We start from the raw sequence: 14,796 nt of genomic DNA on the forward strand, positions 1-14,796 counted from the left end.
ATAGCAGGAGTCAGGAGTTTGACGAGAAATGAACAAAGCGGGCATAGAAAAAAAGAAAATACTTATTACAGCTAAAAACAGTTACGTTGGTAATTCGTTTGCGAATTGGGTCAAAGCTAATAATAATTACTCAATCGACTTCATCTCCTGCCGTACGAATGATTGGAAACATGTGTCGTTTTCTAGCTATGATGTTATTTTGCATGTTGCAGGTATTGCTCATGTCGACGCAAAGTCTGATCAAGAGGCCTTGTATTATAAGGTTAATCGAGATTTAACAATCGAACTAGCTAAGAAAGCTAAGCTAGAGGGTGTTAAACAATTTATATTTATGAGCAGCATGATTGTTTTTGGTGAAAGTAATTCAAAATTACCGAATGTTGAAGTAACAAAACAAACAAAGCCTAATCCAAGTGGTTTTTATGGAGACAGTAAATTACAAGCAGAGATGGGTATAACATCACTTCAAGATGAAATTTTCAATGTCGTAATCATACGGCCTCCAATGATTTATGGGAAAGGTTCAAAGGGAAATTTCCCGAAATTAGTTCAACTGGCTAAGAAAGCTCCCATTTTTCCCAACATAGATAACAAGCGTAGTATGCTCTATATAGATAATCTCAGTGAGTTTATAAAGCTAATGATACATAATGATGAGTTTGGTATTTTTCATCCACAGAATAAGGAATACGTAAATACATCAGATATGGTTAATAAGATTGGAAACGTTTATGGGAAAAAAATTGTATTAACAAAACTATTCAATCCATTAATAATTAGCATTGGCAATAAAGTTAATACGGTAAACAAAGTATTTGGAACCTTTACATATGAGAAGGAAATGTCAATATATAAAGAAAGTTATTGGGTGAGTAATCTAGAGAACTCATTACTACTAACGGAGCGAAGTGAAACATGAAAAAAGTTTTGATACTGGTGAACCATGATGTTGTAATATACAACTTCAGAAAAGAGTTAGTAGAACGTTTACTAAAAGATGGATACGAAGTCTATATCTCTTCTCCATATGGTGAACGTATAGATGATCTTAGGAAATTGGGATGCAAGTATGTGGAGGCAACGATAGCAAGGCACGGGACTAACCCAATAGAGGAACTAAAATTACTGCGATACTACAAAAAAATAATGAAGGAAATTAAACCACATATTGTTCTTTCCTACACGATTAAGCCTAACATTTATGGCGGAATGGCATCTGCTTCATTGAATATTCCTTATATAGCAAATATAACTGGTCTTGGAACAGCAGTTGAAAATGATGGAATTATGCAGAAGGTTACAGTTCTTCTTTATAAATATGCGTTTAGAAAAATTAGTTGTTTGTTTTTTCAGAACGAAGAAAATAAACAGTTTTTTATAAACAGAAATATAGCCGTAGACAAGCATAGGCTAATTCCGGGATCAGGTGTTAATTTAGACCATTTTACTGTATTAGAGTACCCTCCTGAAGATACGATAGAGTTTGTATTTATATCGCGAATTATGAAGGAAAAAGGAATAGACCAGTATTTAGAAGCAGCTAAATATATTAGGGAGAAATATGTAAATACAAGATTTCATATTATTGGATTTTGCGAAGAGGATTATGAGGACAAATTTAGGGAATTGAAAGGTATAGTTGAGTATCATGGTATGCAAAGAGACATAAGAACTTTTCTTGAAAAGACACATTGTACCGTTCATCCAACATATTACCCCGAGGGAATGTCAAATGTTTTGCTGGAGAGTGCAGCGAGTGGTAGGCCGATTATAACAACTGATAGAAGCGGTTGTCGTGAAATAGTAGATGTGAATAAAAATGGATATATTGCAAAACAAAGGAATGTTACTGATCTAATTGTAAAGATTGAGGAATTTATTGGTTTAAGCTATGAACAAAAAAAAGCAATGGGACTTTACGGTAGAGCTAAGGTAGAGAAGCAGTTTGATAGACAGGAAGTTGTAAATGCATATCTAAGTGAGGTAGCAAAAACACATTAGGGTTATAAATACAAAGAGGTGGGACGTATGAAAGTAGATTATAAGAAGGTAATTAAGAATAAAGATTTACGCTTAAAATTAATAGGCTTATTTAATCTCATTCCTGATAAACCAATACTTAAACTTCAATATAGAATTAAAAATGGTAGAAAACTAAATCTTAGTGAGCCTAAAAGATATACGGAGAAACTGCAGTGGTACAAGTTAAATTATCGAGATAAATTAATGACGAAATGTTCTGATAAGTATGAAGTGAGAAGTTATATCGAGGAAAAGGGTTATGGAGATATATTAAATGAATTGTATGGTGTATATGAGAATGTAAATGAAATCAATTTTGAATTATTACCAAATTCATTTGCTATAAAGGTAAATAATGCTTCAGGAACAAATATATTTATAACAGACAAAACCTTAATGGATATTAATGCAGTTAAGAAACAATTACAAGTTTGGTTAAACCCTAAAAGGTACTCACCAGGAAGAGAATGGTGTTATTATGATATACATCCTAAAATAATCATCGAGAAACTTATTGAGCGGGATATAAATAATGATCTTCCAGACTATAAGTTTTTTTGTTTTGATGGAAAGGTATTTTGTTTATATACCATGATAGATTATGCGGATAATCATGAAAATGGAAAGCTTGGTTTTTATAATAGAAATTTTAATAAAATGCCATATAGAAGAACTGATTTCGGAGAGATTACTGTTGAGCTGGATAAGCCTAAAAATTTTGAGAAAATGATAGAAATAGCGACAAAGCTTTCTGAGGATTTTCCACATGTAAGAGTCGACTTTTATAACGTTGACGGGAAAATTATCTTTGGAGAATTAACATTTTATAATGCCAGTGGTTATACATCGTTTGAACCTGATGAATTTGATTTTATTTTAGGTGAACAGTTTGTATTACCTACTTGACTCTTGCAAAAATAATAATCTGAGCTTAAAACAGACAGACTGGTAGCGTTAGTGGTCCTAGGGGCGTTATGAGATCATGTTAAGATCTCGTAATATGTCGAACAGCGGCTTCTTTTGCATCGCTTGTTCATAGACAAACAGCAGTAATTGCGCTTTATTCCCATGACGAAATCTTCGGACGACATCACCAAGGGTTAACTTGGGTGAAGGTTTCGACCATTGAATTCTTTGAAACTCTAAGAGATTTTGGATAAGAAATTGTATAGCCCAGAAACGATTAATGCCATGCTCAGGATCGTAACGAGAACCAGGCTTTGATCTTTACACATGATACAAAACGGGGATGCTGTCGCATCAAACTTGTCTTCCCATGATAACAACACCCGAACATTCTCTGTGTCTGCAAGAGGTCTTTCGTAGGCATAGACACGATAACGATTGTTCTCTACGGGTACGGAGCAGAGATCCGCGTTTTCGATGTACGTTGCCGCAAAGTCGGACATCGATGTCCGAAGCTTGCTAGCCCAATATTCAGCTACAAGAATGACACGCTTACTTACCTTGGATATAGGTGATTTAGTATATCCAAATACTGTAGAAAGCAATCATAACAACTTGTATAATAATTCATCGAATGTTGAAGTTGTAATGTATGGGTTTAAGCGTTAGAGTGAGCAGATCAAAAGCAAATATAGCCAAATTGATAATAAGGAATTGCTTTGGGAAATTTGAATTATAAAGTATGTAATAGATATATTCTTATGGAAATAAGAGAGGTATTATTTTGATGGCGCTGATAAGGGTTTTGCATGTGGTAACAAAAATGGATGCTGCAGGTTTAGAAACATTAATTATGAATTTTTATAGAAATATAGACAGAAGTAAGGTTCAATTTGATTTTCTTACACATAGATCAGAAAAGGGTTATTATGATGACGAAATATTATCATTAGGGGGAAGGATATATCATGTTCCTTCCATTAACCCATTTAAACATTCTCATTATTTAAGGGCGCTGGAAAAATTCTTTAGTGAGCACAGAGAATATAGAATAGTTCATTCGCACATTAATACTTATAGTATGTATCCCTTACGTGCTGCAATGAAAGAAAGTGTTCCAATTCGAATAGCACATAGTCATGCTATGCATGGGCCTATTGATTTGAAAATGCCATTTAGGGAATATACTAAATCTAAGTTGAAAAATTACTCAACACATAATTTTGCATGTTCTCTAATGGCTGGTAATTGGTTGTTTGGATCAACTGCAATCTCCAAAGATAACTTCAGAGTTATCAATAACTCTATAGATTCATCGTTATATACTTATAATCAAAAAACTGAAGAGATAGTTAAAGAAGAGATGAATTTAAAAGGGAAATTTGTAATAGGACATATTGGGAGATTTAATAAGCCGAAAAACCACAAATTCTTATTAGAAATATTTAAATTAATTCATGATAAAGAGGCCACTGCAGTATTATTGCTTGTTGGCGATGGAATACTCCGTCAGGAAATTGAAAAAAAAGCATTAGTATTGGGGCTATTGGAAAGCGTTATATTTACTGGAGTTCGAGCTGATATTCCTAGTTTACTGCAGTCAATGGATGTATTTGTGTTTCCTTCGTTATACGAGGGACTTGGTATAGCAGCAATTGAAGCACAAGCAGCTGGAGTGCGTACTATAGTGTCGGATACGATCCCAAATGAAGCATTTGTTACAGATTTAATACAAAAAATTTCTTTAAATAATGATGCGGAGACTTGGGCTAAAGCAATATTGAAATGTAAAGGTCATAAAAAAACTAATACTTATGAGAGTATAAAGGCATCTGGTTTTGATATATTAGAACAGGTAATAGAACTTGAAGCATTTTATCAAAAGTCTTACTAGTAAAATCAGGTGAAATAAGAGATTATGAATTGAGTTTAATATAGTTGAAAATTTAATGAAGTTGATTCTATAGTTAATAAGCGAGTAGAGAGGTATATGATGAATGAATTAATTTCAATTATTGTACCAATATATAATGCGGAACAGTACTTAGCGAGATGTGTAAATAGTATTATAAATCAAACTTATAAAAATATTGAAATAGTACTTGTTAATGATGGATCGCAGGACAGTAGCGGTGTTATATGTGATGAGTTTGCTGATAAGGATAATAGAATAAAAGCTATTCATATTAGTAACAAGGGTGTGAGTCATGCGCGTAATGTTGGAATAGACAATACATCAGGGAATTATATTCAATTTGTGGATTCAGATGATTATATTGAACCTAATATGGTTGAATTGCTAGTTAAGTATATCACCGATCATGATGTGGATCTAATCATTTGTGGTCACACTAGCATAGATGCTAATAATAATCTTGAAGAAAGAGCTCGGATGAACGACGCTATATATTCGAGTAAGAATGAAATCTACTTTAAGCTATTAGATTGTAGAAATTCATCTTTTATGAATCCTCCATGGAATAAATTGTATAAATCTAACATTATAAAGACATACAATATTAGATTTGATGAGAATATTTCACTAGGCGAGGATTTTATCTTTAACTTGAATTATACAAAATATATTGTAAGTATGGCAACTCTTGACTTGCAATTATATAACTACTGGAAAGAATCTAATATATCTCTAACGACGAAATACAGAAGTGATAATTGGGGAATTATGCGTCTATGGTTTATTAAATATAAGGAATTGCTTAATGATAAGTATTTCATAAATAAATATGAAAATCAAATTAATGGATTTATATTAAAATGCATCCAAATCACGCTTTCTGCTACTTTCAATTCGAATAATATCTCTAAAGAGGAAGGCCTAAGGGTAATAGAATCAATTATGAAAGATGATATTACTACTGAAGCCTTGAAGAATATTGAACCTATAGGCTTAAATTCTAAGATAATATTGTTTTGTTTTAAGAAAAAAGAAAAGAAAGTTCTTGCAATATATTATTGGTTAAAGCATTCGATAAGGAGAAAAAATATAAAATTATATATGAGGTTAAAAAGGTGAGTAGAATTTGGGAATAAGGAAAAGCTTAGAGGTGGCATAAATGAAGATAAACAGCTATATGATAGGAATACTCATCGCTTACAATATTATTATTCAAACAATACTAAGTTATAACTTATATATAATTAATATAACGAACATGGTAATGATGCTAGCTCCTGTTGCTCTAACCTATATTGTTGTTTTATATACTAGAGAATCAATGAAAATATTATTGAATACTAGAGCTGTAACATTTACCCTATATATGGTTTTTTTACTTGTTGGATCTTATGTTGTGAGAGGTAGTGAGAGCTATACTTTATATTACGTCTATGATTTCTTCTTATACGGATTAGTACCTCTCTTACTAATTATTTTACCTTTTAAAGTTGAATATGTTGTGCGGGGAGTAATGTTAACATCGCTACTTGTATATACGAACATAAATTATTTTTTCTTTAGTAATACTAGTGATAATCAGTTAACAGATGCTAATATTCTTGGAATGGGACTATCCTATGCAGTTTTGGTATGTGTAATAGCATCATTAATACATTTTATATTCTATAGGAATAATGCTAAATTTATAGACTATATTGCATATGTTACAAATCTGGTTCTGATAATAAGATTGGTGAATTTTGGTAATAGGGGTGCTTTCTTATCGTTGATTATCTTCTTGTTTTTACTGTGGTATATAAAAAAAAGTGAAAACGGAAAATTGAGTATCAAGATTATTAGTATAAGCGTTGTTGTAGTTTCATTAGCTTTAATTGTGGTCTCCCAATTTAATACTATTTTAATAAAAATAATGTTGAATTTAGAGAAGTTTAATATTTCTCTATATTCTATCGAAAAAACGTATTCTTTATATATTGAACAAGGTAATGTAGACAATGGACGAGATACTATTGTTAATTGGGCATATAAATTAATAATTGATTCACCTTTTTTTGGGTATGGAATAGGAGTGTTTCAAGAAATATATGGTACTTACCCCCATAATTTTGCTCTTCAGTTGTTGTGTGAATTAGGTATAGTCTTTTCCTTGCCAATTTTTATTATCTTGATGAAAAGTATACTAAATATCTTTAGAGGTGAAAGACACACATTGGATAGTCGGGTTTTTATACTGTTACTATTTTCAATTAGTATACCAAGATTATTCTTTTCACAAGAGTTCTGGTCGACACCAAGTTTTTGGTTGCTAATATATTTTACGATAATTCAACCTAAAAAAAGCAAAGGTGAATATTTACTTGTCACGAAAAAAACTAGATTATAAAACCCATAGAGTAACTCATATTTCAGGAGGAAATGAAATTGTGAAAAAAGTGAGTGTTATTATACCTGTATATAATATGGAAAGATCGCTGTTAGTAAGTATAAATAGGATAGTTTCTCAAACGTATAGTAACATTGAAATTATTATTATAGATGATGGTTCTAAAGATAATAGCCTTGAAATATGTGAAAAACTCCGAAAAGAAAATGATTGTATACAGGTAATTCATACAGAAAATCAAGGGAGCGGTCCAGCTAGAAATATAGGTATTGAAAAAGCTACTGGTGATTACATATACTTCCCCGATTCAGATGATGTTATTGAGACTAATGCAATTGAAATACTTGTAGAAGCAATGCAAAGATATCGAAGCGATTTGATTATATTTGGGTATAAAACTATATTGGGCGACAGAGAGGCTATAAAAAAGTATGCTAACAAAATATGCTTAGGGCAGGAAGTAAGAGAAAATTACAATCTATATTTTTTTATGAGTAGTGAATTTGGGATACAGGGTGCTCCGTGGAATAAGTTCTTTGATCTGAATAAAATACGTGAGCACAATATTAGATTTCCGGATTTGAAAAGACATCAAGATGAGGTGTTCATTTCGAGGTATGTCGAAATAGCCGAACGAGTTTGTTTTATTGATGAAGTGCTTTATAACTACTATGCTAACGATATGAAAAAAGAATTAGAAAAATACCCAGATAATTATATAGATATCGTTGAGGAACTTTATAAGTATAGGCTTGAAATAGTAAATAAATGGAATCCTAATAATTCTGAGCTCAATATATTGATTCGACGAGAATATCTAGGTAACATTATTAGGGCAATGATGTTTTCCTTTAATAAAAAATCAGGTTTAAAAAGAAGACAACGAATAATATGGCTTAGTGAGCAAATTGCGAAAAAGAAACTAGACACAGTTTTTACAGTGGACGAATGCACAAGCTTATTTCAAAGGCTAGTAGTACGATTTATAAACAATATAAATACAAAAAAACTTTATCGATTATTACGTTTAATTGTATTAGTTAAGTATAAAAAATAGTCTATTTCTTTAATTGATCTTTTTATTGATCTTTTTATAGATCTTTTTATAGATTTTTTTATAGGTCATATTACTGGCCGATCACTTTATTGTTGTTCTAATAGAATATTATTTATTACTATGAGATATCAGACTTCATACATAGTTATATTTAATATACATTTAGCTTACACACCTAACATTCATTATTTGACTAAAGGTGAACTGAAAGATATTGATTCCGATTCAATATCTTAGCTTAGTGAAAGAATGGAGATAATCATGAACAAAGTTTACATCTTATATCGTTCTTTTTTTGACTTAGAAGGAGAGGAATTAACAGTTGGTGGAATTCAAACTTATATAAGACAACTAACTGATGTTATTAAGAAAAGAAATGAGACACCAGTGATAGTACAATTTGCGAACGGTGATTTTCATAAGAAATATAATGATATTGACGTCTATGGTATTGATGTTAGGGGTAAAAGTACTGAGCAGAATAAATGCAAAGTATTGTTAGAGTTTATTGAAAAAAAATTTAATGTCAATGATATTATTATTTTTGCAACTGAAGAAATATTCACTCCTGCATTTACAGAGAGAGTAATTGCAATTCAGCACGGGATATCTTGGGATATTACAGGGGCTAAGCGCAGATATAATTACTTAATATTAGAAGTGTTTAGAAAAGCAATGAGGAGTTATAAGTTATTAAAAAGAATTAATAAATTACAAAATATAGTATGTGTTGATTACAATTTTATTAATTGGTATAGAACTCAGGTTTATGTAGTAGACAAAAATATTTATACAATACCCAATTCCACAAATAACAAACATCCCATTGCAAATAAAGCTACAGAAAAAATTAAAATAATATTCGCAAGACGATTTCAGATTTATAGAGGAACGAGGCTATTTGCAAGTGCAGTAAAAAATATACTAGATAAATATGATAACGTTGAATTTACTTTTGCAGGAACAGGACCTGATGAGGATTATTTAAAAAAAATATTTAGAGAAAACCCTAAAGTAAACTTTATTACGTATGAAAGCGAAAAAAGCCTTGTGATCCATGGAGAATATAATATAGCTATAATTCCTAGTATTGGATCGGAAGGAACCTCACTATCATTATTGGAAGCGATGGCATCAAAATGTGCTGTAATTGCTACAAATGTAGGAGGAATGACAAATATTCTGTTGGATAATTATAATGGTCGGTTGATAAATCCAAACGAGGATCAGCTTTATGATGTAATAGAAGAATTAATTTTAAATAAAGAATTTCGTGAGAAGCTTGCAGAGAACGCATATCTAACGGTATCTCAAGCTTTTAATGATAAAATATGGGGAGAAAAATGGAATAAGGTGCTTGATCATATAATGTATTAAAGTGGGGCGCAAGGATGAGTTAAGCAGAGGGAACTGTTAAGTACAGGGGTGATGGAGACATTTATAGGATAAGAGATAAAATAATTAAAATCCTGAACAATCAAACAACTACTAGTAGATTACTAAAAGGATTAAGTTGGAATGTTGTTGGAATTATCGGACAAAAGTCTTTTACCATGATATCTAGTATATTGGTTGCGAGAATGTTAGGTGCTACAGTATTTGGCGAATATGGTATTATAAATGGTACAGTATCAATGTTTGCAACCTTTGCAGGTTTAGCACTAGGCATGACCTCAACAAAAATTATAGCTGAATATAAAACAAATGATAAGAATAAGGTCGAACGAGTGCTTGGTTTAACTAATCTATTTGCTGTGTTATCAGGAATTATAATGATGGTATTGGTATATTTGTTAGCCGATTGGTTAGCGATTAACCATTTGAATAATAAGAGTATAGCAATATATCTTAAAATAGCAGCAATTGGGTTATTATTTAACACCTTTAATGGTGTACAAAGAGGCTCTCTTTCAGGATTCGAAAAATTCTCCCATATTGCTAAAGTAGATGTATTGATGGGGATATCATCATGCTTTTTGACTTTATATTTTACTTACTATTATGGGTTAATTGGTTTAGTAACAGTGGGCATTGCGATTAGTGTAATTAATAATATTGTTTGTACATATTTAATACGAAGAACACTTAAACAAAACAATATGAAAATTAATTATAAAGAATTTTATAAAGAGATTAATATTTTTTGGTACTTCTCTCTTCCTTCAATGTTATCGAGTATTATGGTAGGGCCTGTGACATGGTTTGCTAATACTGTATTTGTTAAAATTCCGAATGGATATACAGAATTGGGAATATATAACGCAGCTAATCAATGGAAAACCTTATTAATGTTATTACCCCAAACATTTAGTATGGTAATGCTACCGATTCTTGTCTCTGCTAAAAATAAAAATGATATAAATTTGGATAAAATCAATATGTGGTTTTCTTGGATAATAGTTATCGTACTTTCTATTCCATTAGTTAATATTCCAGATGTTATATCTTATTTATACGGCAGTGAATATATCTCACAAAGTTATAATACTACATTGGTAATTGTGGCATTAACAACACTTTTGATATCATATAATTCAGGAATTGGAAGAGTATTAATGACTAATAACTTGGTTTGGTTATCATTTTTAAGTAATTTATTTTGGGGGATTGTATTAATTGTAAGTTCTTATATTCTTCGAGATTTAGGTTCTATTGGTTTTGCTTTGGCTTTCTTAACTGCATATGTAATAAATACGATTGTATTTTTTCCTATATATATTATAAAAAAAATAATACCTAAATCTTTTGTTTTTTCGAAAGAAATTGTATTGCTTTGGGGAGTTATTATAGGGGAAGCTTTAGTAACAATAACAGAAATGAATTTATTTATTCGTTTGGGTATAGTAGCTGTCAATATTTTAGTGGTTCTTGGATTCGTTTATAAATACTTTATTAAGAAATTAAAGGGTTGAAAACAACTCGCCTGTGAGTTGTTTTCAACCCTTTAATATCGATGTTAGCGACAATGAGTAGGGTGAAATAAAGCAGTAATTGAAATAATGGGATGGGTATTAAACAATTGAATGAATTTATTGAATTAGCTAATTATTCAACACTTTTTTATCCATATATATCGAATCAAAGATCGCAGAGATAAAAACCTGACCCTAAGATGGCTAATAATGAAATAGAGGGTATTATCTCTTATATAAACTGCCGAATTTCTTGCGAATTTCGGAAAAGTTATGATAAATCGCATTGTTAATCCCATCGAATTTCAATCATTTGCAGAGTACTTCGACGATGTTGAGTATGCCCTGTCACTTAATTTACTTAGTCCCTGTCTATCTGTGAACTGATATCCAGTTTGGTATATCCTTACCATAGTTTTATAAATCTTAAGACAACTTATATAAAAATATATAGAATAAAGGTGAACAGATGGATACCATCGTTGTAACAGGAGGAGCAGGCTTTATAGGTTCCCACCTCTGCGAAGCATTATTGCAAAAAGGGCATAAAGTTATTAATATTGATTGCTTTAACGACTATTATGATCCAGAAATCAAAAGAAACAATGTTAAGGAAACACAACAATTAGTTGAAAAGCTCAATTTGACTGATGATTGCTATAAGGTTGAAGAGGGAGATTTTCGAGATATCGATTTTTTGAATCATGTATTTGAAGAAAATAAAGTGGATACGATTGTACATCTTGCAGCCTATGCAGGTGTAAGACCTTCTATTCAAAATCCGGTTCTTTACACTGATGTTAATATTAATGGGACAGTAAACCTGCTAGAAATGAGCAAAAAGCATAATATAAAGAGCTTTGTGTTTGCTTCTTCTTCCTCTGTTTATGGAAACAACAAGAAAGTACCTTTTTCTGAGGAAGATGTTGTTGATTTTCCTATCTCCCCGTACGCTGCGACGAAAAAAGCGGGTGAACTTTTGTGCCATACTTATCATAGCTTGTACAATATCAATATGGCATGTTTGCGTTTCTTTACTGTATATGGTCCAAGACAACGTCCAGATCTCGCTATACATAAGTTTACAAAGTTAATTTCTGAAGGGCAGCCTATTCCTTATTATGGTGATGGTTCCTCGGAAAGAGACTATACATACATTGAAGATATTATTGATGGGGTTACTAAAGCTGTTGAATGGGCAAGTGAAGGTGAAAAGAAATATGAAGTATTTAATCTTGGTGAATCCAATACCATCAGCTTGAAAAGAATGGTCGAAGCAATAGAGGATTCGCTAGGAAGAAACGCTGAAATTAATAAAATGCCTATGCAGCCTGGGGATGTAAATCGGACTTTTGCAGATGTTAGCAAGGCGAAAAAAGTATTGAAATATAACCCGTCTTGGCATTTTGAAGATGGAATTAGTGAATTTATTAATTGGATGAGAAACGTGGGAAATATTCAAAAATAAATAATAATACTTCTGTGAGGTTCATCGGAGGATTTCTGATAAGTGAAGGATGCTGCGAAATAGGAAGCAGAAGTGAACCAGATACTAGTAAGGCTAAGTGACATTTGGGATATGATCCAATGTGGCATATTGAAGATGGTATTAATAAGTTTGTTGATTAGGATGAAGCTTTAAATAATACAAAACAACTGCATAACCCACACGATAAAGGCAAAACCATTGAAAAGTGGTGACGCAAAGCTACAGGGGCTTATCTTTTAAAAGACTGCCAGCCAGCTACCGAATATCGTGCCTCCCGCGTGGTTTATGTGGAAACATGGAGGTTATTATTATGTTCATGCGCACAAAGGTTGTACGTGAATGGCATCTGCTCTGTATGGGATTCAATGAATTGCTGTGGAAAGATTGCTTAGATGAGAAAAAGCGCATGGAGATTTATTTGAGAATTGTTTATCACAAAAATAAACTAGCGGCGGTCTCATGAACAAGCAAGTAGCGTGTAATTAATAGATATGAATACGCTATATACGTAGCTGACGCCCCGTCACTAAGAAGCGTCAGCTTTTTTATTTGAAAATTAATGAAGGAATGAATGCTTCATATAAAACCAAAACAATGAAAATTTCGAATAACACTTATGATTATTGCAGGTGCACTCGTTGCACCAACACATCGACCAACCGGAGCAAACAACGGAAGTCAAAAGTGAGCAGGTACCTGAGGAAGTAGAATCGTCCCAACCAGAAGATGCTGCTGAACCATCTCCACTTGCAACGGTATCACCAGAACAAACGCCAACTGCAACTTTATAACCAGTACATACGTCTAATAATGTAGACAAGGGCTAGTAGCCTGATAAAGAACCTGCTGCTGTGGTAGGTAAGTCTCAGAAAAAAGAAATTGATTCTTCTATAACAGTTAAACTTCAGAAGCTAAAGCCCTCATGTCAGGCAAAGAGTAATAGTTTGGTCAAAGCAGAGGCTGATTGTGATGCCGAATTCAATCAATTAATAAGCAGCGCTCAAAGTGAGTATAAGGCAGCAGAACTAGGCGATCAATGCCTGCCTGATTGGAGCGCACAGTATGAAAGTGCGAAAGCTCAAGCTAGAGCGGATGCGCACTATCATTGCAAACTCACTCATATAGTCATCTTTATTATTCCAAGGAGGCCCCATGAAAAAATCACGTATACTATCCGTTTTTTTAGCTCTTATGATGCTATCTTCCGTTCTTGCCGCATCTGCAGCGGCGGCAACGACGACGATCCAAACAAAAACGCAGCCAATTAATCTTATGTTTGATGGGCAAGCGCTTAAATTGCCGGAAGGCCAGTATTCCTTCATCTATCAAGGACGTACATATGTCCCGATTCGTTATATCTCCTATGCGTTGCAGAAATCAGTAAATTGGGATGGCGGGAAGGCTACTATTTCGGATCCAACAGAAAAGGAGCTTGAAGCGCTGAAAAAGCAATTACAAAGTGCAGCTTCAGGCAGCCAGAAACCGCAAGCGAGTATTAATATTACGATTTCACCCGTCAAAGCAACTCTTGTCTTCAATGGCAAAGTAACCCCATTGCCTGCGGGACAATCGATCTATGGTTATAAAGGTTCTATCTATGTGCCTATTCGCTTCTTGTCTGAATCAATGGGGACAACAATTAATTGGGATCCTGTCACGAAAACGGTAAGCGGACAGTCAGCAGGCTATAACGGCGGCGGGACTTCATTACCTGGAATCGGCGGGGGAGGCACTACTGGAGGAACAGGTGAAACAAAGCTTACTTACGAGCAAATTACTAGTCAGACGGAAACGAAGCTGCAAGCTTTACGTAATAGCTGCAAAACATCTTTAATTACTTTAGCAGCTAAGTATTTAGATGCAACGACAGATAAAGCTCGCGATGATCTTATGGCGCAGGCTAATCAAGTGCTTTCGAAATGCTCATCGGATTTTGAAGATATTATGAATAATACTAGAGCCCAGCTAACGGCTGGCAAATATAGCACGGATATTATTGCAGAATACCGTAAAACATTTGAAGCTGACATTGCGGCTAGCCGCGAATATATTAAGTAAACCTATAAATTCCCTGACGCGTGGGCTCAGGGAATTTTTTATTTGAAAAAT

Annotated in this window: 13 protein-coding genes and 1 riboswitch; all 13 genes read left to right on the plus strand. The window is 32.9% G+C overall.

The window, feature by feature from the left end; translation table 11 throughout:
* The first annotated feature begins 28 nt into the window (after nucleotides 1-28).
* Nucleotides 29-919 carry an NAD-dependent epimerase/dehydratase family protein gene (locus CEF13_RS02185; RefSeq protein ID WP_102709214.1) on the plus strand — a complete coding sequence of 297 codons (891 nt, stop codon included), beginning with the start codon at nucleotides 29-31 and terminating at the stop codon, nucleotides 917-919.
* On the plus strand, nucleotides 916-2,001 hold the full coding sequence (locus tag CEF13_RS02190) for a glycosyltransferase family 4 protein (RefSeq protein ID WP_102709215.1): 1,086 nt from the start codon (nucleotides 916-918) through the stop codon (nucleotides 1,999-2,001). The genes CEF13_RS02185 and CEF13_RS02190 overlap by 4 nt, the downstream gene beginning before the upstream one ends.
* Before the next feature lie 27 nt (nucleotides 2,002-2,028).
* Nucleotides 2,029-2,928, plus strand: coding sequence for an ATP-grasp fold amidoligase family protein (locus CEF13_RS02195; RefSeq protein WP_102709216.1), 900 nt, complete (start codon nucleotides 2,029-2,031; stop codon nucleotides 2,926-2,928).
* A 787-nt stretch (nucleotides 2,929-3,715) separates the two neighbouring features.
* The gene (locus tag CEF13_RS02200; protein ID WP_208414610.1) at nucleotides 3,716-4,822 is read left to right on the plus strand and encodes a glycosyltransferase family 1 protein; all 1,107 of its coding nucleotides are present in this window, start codon (nucleotides 3,716-3,718) and stop codon (nucleotides 4,820-4,822) included.
* 99 nt (nucleotides 4,823-4,921) lie between these two features.
* Nucleotides 4,922-5,962, plus strand: a complete 1,041-nt coding sequence (locus tag CEF13_RS02205) for a glycosyltransferase (protein WP_166742871.1) — start codon at nucleotides 4,922-4,924, stop codon at nucleotides 5,960-5,962.
* Between the two features lie 40 nt (nucleotides 5,963-6,002).
* Nucleotides 6,003-7,229: an O-antigen ligase family protein gene (locus CEF13_RS02210; protein ID WP_102709218.1), complete on the plus strand. Its 1,227-nt coding sequence runs from the start codon at nucleotides 6,003-6,005 to the stop codon at nucleotides 7,227-7,229.
* Complete coding sequence (locus tag CEF13_RS02215) at nucleotides 7,204-8,286, plus strand: glycosyltransferase (RefSeq protein ID WP_146022665.1); 1,083 nt, start codon at nucleotides 7,204-7,206, stop codon at nucleotides 8,284-8,286. The genes CEF13_RS02210 and CEF13_RS02215 overlap by 26 nt, the downstream gene beginning before the upstream one ends.
* 261 nt (nucleotides 8,287-8,547) lie before the next feature.
* A complete protein-coding gene (locus tag CEF13_RS02220; protein ID WP_166742870.1) occupies nucleotides 8,548-9,663 on the plus strand; it encodes a glycosyltransferase family 4 protein in 1,116 nt (371 codons plus the stop codon).
* 92 nt (nucleotides 9,664-9,755) lie between these two features.
* Complete coding sequence (locus CEF13_RS02225) at nucleotides 9,756-11,198, plus strand: oligosaccharide flippase family protein (RefSeq protein ID WP_208414633.1); 1,443 nt, start codon at nucleotides 9,756-9,758, stop codon at nucleotides 11,196-11,198.
* Nucleotides 11,199-11,667: 469 nt separating this feature from the next.
* Nucleotides 11,668-12,666, plus strand: coding sequence for a GDP-mannose 4,6-dehydratase (locus tag CEF13_RS02230; RefSeq protein ID WP_102709222.1), 999 nt, complete (start codon nucleotides 11,668-11,670; stop codon nucleotides 12,664-12,666).
* 199 nt (nucleotides 12,667-12,865) lie between these two features.
* Nucleotides 12,866-12,950, plus strand: a riboswitch (cyclic di-GMP riboswitch).
* Between the two features lie 47 nt (nucleotides 12,951-12,997).
* Nucleotides 12,998-13,150, plus strand: a complete 153-nt coding sequence (locus tag CEF13_RS28655) for a hypothetical protein (RefSeq protein WP_166742869.1) — start codon at nucleotides 12,998-13,000, stop codon at nucleotides 13,148-13,150.
* A 175-nt stretch (nucleotides 13,151-13,325) separates the two neighbouring features.
* Nucleotides 13,326-13,478 (plus strand): hypothetical protein, encoded by a 153-nt coding sequence (locus CEF13_RS28660; RefSeq protein WP_166742868.1) that lies wholly within the window; start codon nucleotides 13,326-13,328, stop codon nucleotides 13,476-13,478.
* 361 nt (nucleotides 13,479-13,839) lie between these two features.
* Nucleotides 13,840-14,745: a copper amine oxidase N-terminal domain-containing protein gene (locus CEF13_RS02235; protein ID WP_102709223.1), complete on the plus strand. Its 906-nt coding sequence runs from the start codon at nucleotides 13,840-13,842 to the stop codon at nucleotides 14,743-14,745.
* The last annotated feature ends 51 nt before the right edge of the window (nucleotides 14,746-14,796 follow it).

Source organism: Paenibacillus castaneae (genome assembly GCF_002884445.1).
Classification (GTDB): domain Bacteria; phylum Bacillota; class Bacilli; order Paenibacillales; family Paenibacillaceae; genus Pristimantibacillus; species Pristimantibacillus castaneae.

Coding starts and splice junctions, on each gene's coding strand:
- CEF13_RS02200 (WP_208414610.1), top strand. CDS start 3,716: ATGGCGCTGATAAGGGTTTTGCATGTGGTAACAAAAATGGATGCTGCA.
- CEF13_RS02230 (WP_102709222.1), top strand. CDS start 11,668: ATGGATACCATCGTTGTAACAGGAGGAGCAGGCTTTATAGGTTCCCAC.
- CEF13_RS28655 (WP_166742869.1), top strand. CDS start 12,998: ATGTTCATGCGCACAAAGGTTGTACGTGAATGGCATCTGCTCTGTATG.
- CEF13_RS02195 (WP_102709216.1), top strand. CDS start 2,029: ATGAAAGTAGATTATAAGAAGGTAATTAAGAATAAAGATTTACGCTTA.
- CEF13_RS02235 (WP_102709223.1), top strand. CDS start 13,840: ATGAAAAAATCACGTATACTATCCGTTTTTTTAGCTCTTATGATGCTA.
- CEF13_RS02210 (WP_102709218.1), top strand. CDS start 6,003: ATGAAGATAAACAGCTATATGATAGGAATACTCATCGCTTACAATATT.
- CEF13_RS02220 (WP_166742870.1), top strand. CDS start 8,548: ATGAACAAAGTTTACATCTTATATCGTTCTTTTTTTGACTTAGAAGGA.
- CEF13_RS02205 (WP_166742871.1), top strand. CDS start 4,922: ATGAATGAATTAATTTCAATTATTGTACCAATATATAATGCGGAACAG.
- CEF13_RS02185 (WP_102709214.1), top strand. CDS start 29: ATGAACAAAGCGGGCATAGAAAAAAAGAAAATACTTATTACAGCTAAA.
- CEF13_RS02190 (WP_102709215.1), top strand. CDS start 916: ATGAAAAAAGTTTTGATACTGGTGAACCATGATGTTGTAATATACAAC.